Source organism: uncultured Arcanobacterium sp., from assembly GCF_947253055.1.
Taxonomy (GTDB): Bacteria; Actinomycetota; Actinomycetes; order Actinomycetales; family Actinomycetaceae; genus Arcanobacterium_A.
The window spans coordinates 1-2,593 of sequence record NZ_CAMXYE010000117.1; the positions used below are offsets into that span (position 1 = coordinate 1).

2 protein-coding genes and 1 pseudogene are annotated in these 2,593 nt (G+C 44.5%); 2 read left to right on the forward strand and 1 reads right to left on the reverse strand.

All coding sequences use genetic code 11. The annotated features are described in order from the left end of the window. Positions 1–542, forward strand: a pseudogene (locus Q0X35_RS06440) (hypothetical protein); the annotation flags it as partial. A 327-nt stretch (positions 543–869) separates the two neighbouring features. Continuing rightward, positions 870–2,171, forward strand: a complete 1,302-nt coding sequence (locus Q0X35_RS06445; RefSeq protein WP_297566672.1) for a G5 domain-containing protein — start codon at positions 870–872, stop codon at positions 2,169–2,171. A gap of 135 nt (positions 2,172–2,306) precedes the next feature. Here Q0X35_RS06445 and Q0X35_RS06450 read toward each other — a convergent pair. Next, the coding region (locus Q0X35_RS06450; RefSeq protein ID WP_297566674.1) for a DUF4352 domain-containing protein at positions 2,307–2,593 on the reverse strand (287 nt) is incomplete at its 5' end.

Sequence of the window (2,593 nt, forward strand, 5' to 3'; positions counted from 1 at the left end):
CTACTCTGAGCGCCGCAGATCAAGAATCTTTCCAGCGCCCCTCCGCACTGGAAAAAGCGCGGGCACTGCGCACCATTGCCGAAAATTTGCTATCTGACCAGCCGGTGCCGGAAGTATTTTCCCCGCCGGAGCGCGCCGGTTTCATTTTGCCGCGCGGAAGTAAAGAAGCGGGGATCATTTTTGGCGGCGCTCCCGACGAGCAGGGGCGAGATTTTCTGCGCTGGGAGCTCAGTGCGCGCGCATTAAAAAATAAGGGCATTTATCGCAGCGATATAAATAAATTGCTGCGCATAGGCACTCGGGTATGCTTTAGCGGCACGGCGGTAAATAAAGCGGGAAATACCATACCGCGCCGAAAAATGGAGGAACTCGCTATCGCGCACCGATTAATACCAGATACCGATATGACGCCGAAATGTGAAGTGCTAATTATTTCGGAAGCGAGCTGGCAATCTCCCAAAACGCACGACGCCGCGCGCTGGGGAAAGCCCATGATTTTAGCGCAAGATTTTCTAGATTGGGTAGAAAATCAAGAAAGATAAGCGCAATCCTCTGCTAAATAAAGAAATTCCTAATCAGGAGATTAGAGTAGATACTTTGTAATAGTGATTAGTCTTACCTAAGTGCTTTTATTATTTTTCCTACCTCAATGAGCTGGAGAGATATTTCTTAAAAACACTTATAAATTAAAGAAATTTTCGGTATTCCCGCTCACTATTGCATAAAGTCCCTAAACATTAGAGAATTGACCTATCTCAATAAATCACGAAAATAAATAATTAGTAATCACAGAGATAAACAATTACTAATCAAAGAGATAAATAATTAGTAATCAAAATTAATAATCACAGAGAGGACCCCCCCCCCCGATGACGTTTACGAATACGAGCGGGAAATCCACTTGGACTTCTCGCCTTTTTGCTTTTGTGCTTGCACTAGCTTTGGCCTTCACGGGCTTTGCTGTTTTCACAGCTACCCAAGCTCAGGCTGAAGATAAAACAGCTCCCGTTGGAAAAGATATAACTATTGGCTTGCGCTGGAAGCCGTATGCAGATACACCTGGCCAGGCTTGCAATCCAGAACAAGCTGGGAAATCAGCTGGAAAAATTGCTTTCTATCTGGACTTCGTAGGAAAAAATAAAGAAACTGGGAAGCGCGAAAAGTTTTACAGCAAATTCTTCACTCCCGATATTCAATACTGCAAAGATGTAAAAATTGAGATTAAGAATACTGACGAAATAAAAGATGTGTACGGAAAGAAAACTTATACTGAGCTTTCCAAACCGCTGCAGGTATATTCTTATGTAGATGGAAAGAATTACCCGGGGCGCGTAAGGCTATCAGCTAATCTTATAGCCGAGCCGGAAGCCGAGCCGGATGCGTACTGGATTACCATGACACAAGCTGCCAATTTAGATGTAAATAGCACTAAGCTGACGGGCATAATTGCGCCGAAAGATGAGAATAAATTAAAAGTGCGTACTTCTTTCGATATGCAGAAAAAAGGCGAAGAGCGCAAAGTCTATAAATCCTGGAATCGCCGCTGGAAGATGGAAGGGTTTTTTGATTTCAAAGATAATCAAAAGTTCTCACTTATTTCGCTTAAAGATAGCAACGGAAACCCCGGCTATAAATCGGCTATAAGCAGCTCCGATGGATTCCATCTTTGGAATGAATATGCAGGCAAGTATCGAGATTACTTCTTGCAGGCAGCTTTCGCTGATCCGGAACTAGCAAAAGCTAAGTACTACTCCTTAGAAGTGAGCGGAAACGATATCGCCGGCTGGAATATTGAGCTGAAATCTAAGCTGCAGAAGAAGGAATACGACGCCGTGAAGAATCTTCCTTATGAAGAAGAGCGCCGCGCTAATCCGAATATGCCTACTGGAGAAGAAAAAGTAGTGCAAAAGGGCGTAGCTGGCGCAGAAACCACGAAGATGGTGAAGTATTACTATGACGATAGTGGCGAAGAAAAGATTGTAGAAGAAAAAACTCTCGGAGATCCGGAAGTTAAAGCAGCAGTAAACCAGATTGTAGAATACGGCACCGGAGCAAAAGCTGAGGCTAAGAAGCCAGCTTTGCCGCGCACTGGTACGGCTGCTGGCCTGCTAGCTCTTTCCAGCTTGCTACTTTTGGCAGGTGGAGGTGCTCTGGCTCTGCGCCGGCGCTAGTAGTAAATTTTAAGTAAATTTACTCGAACCTAAATTTAGGGGCAGACGGGAAAATTCCCGTCTGCCCCTAAAAATATCAACTCTTATATTGCAGAGCTCTTATATTGCAGAGCCGTTTTTATCGCAAAACTATTTTTACTGCAGAGCCACTTTCACGGGCGCAGCCAACCACTCCGTATCAAATTTCAAGAAAGTGGGGGTGGCATCTTGCGGTACATCAAAAAGCAGCACTCCTTCTACACTGTTGCCAGGATTAATATCCTTCAGCATCAAATTGGCATCTCCCAGATAGAAGGAATCGGAAGAAGTAGAGTGTTCTCGATTCTGATCGTCGATGAGCTTCACGTCGTTATCAAAAAATACGGCCTTCTTCTGCCCGTTATTCTTTATACTCACCACCGCCTGGATAAATTTACCTTGCG

Coding starts and splice junctions, on each gene's coding strand:
- Q0X35_RS06445 (WP_297566672.1), top strand. CDS start 870: ATGACGTTTACGAATACGAGCGGGAAATCCACTTGGACTTCTCGCCTT.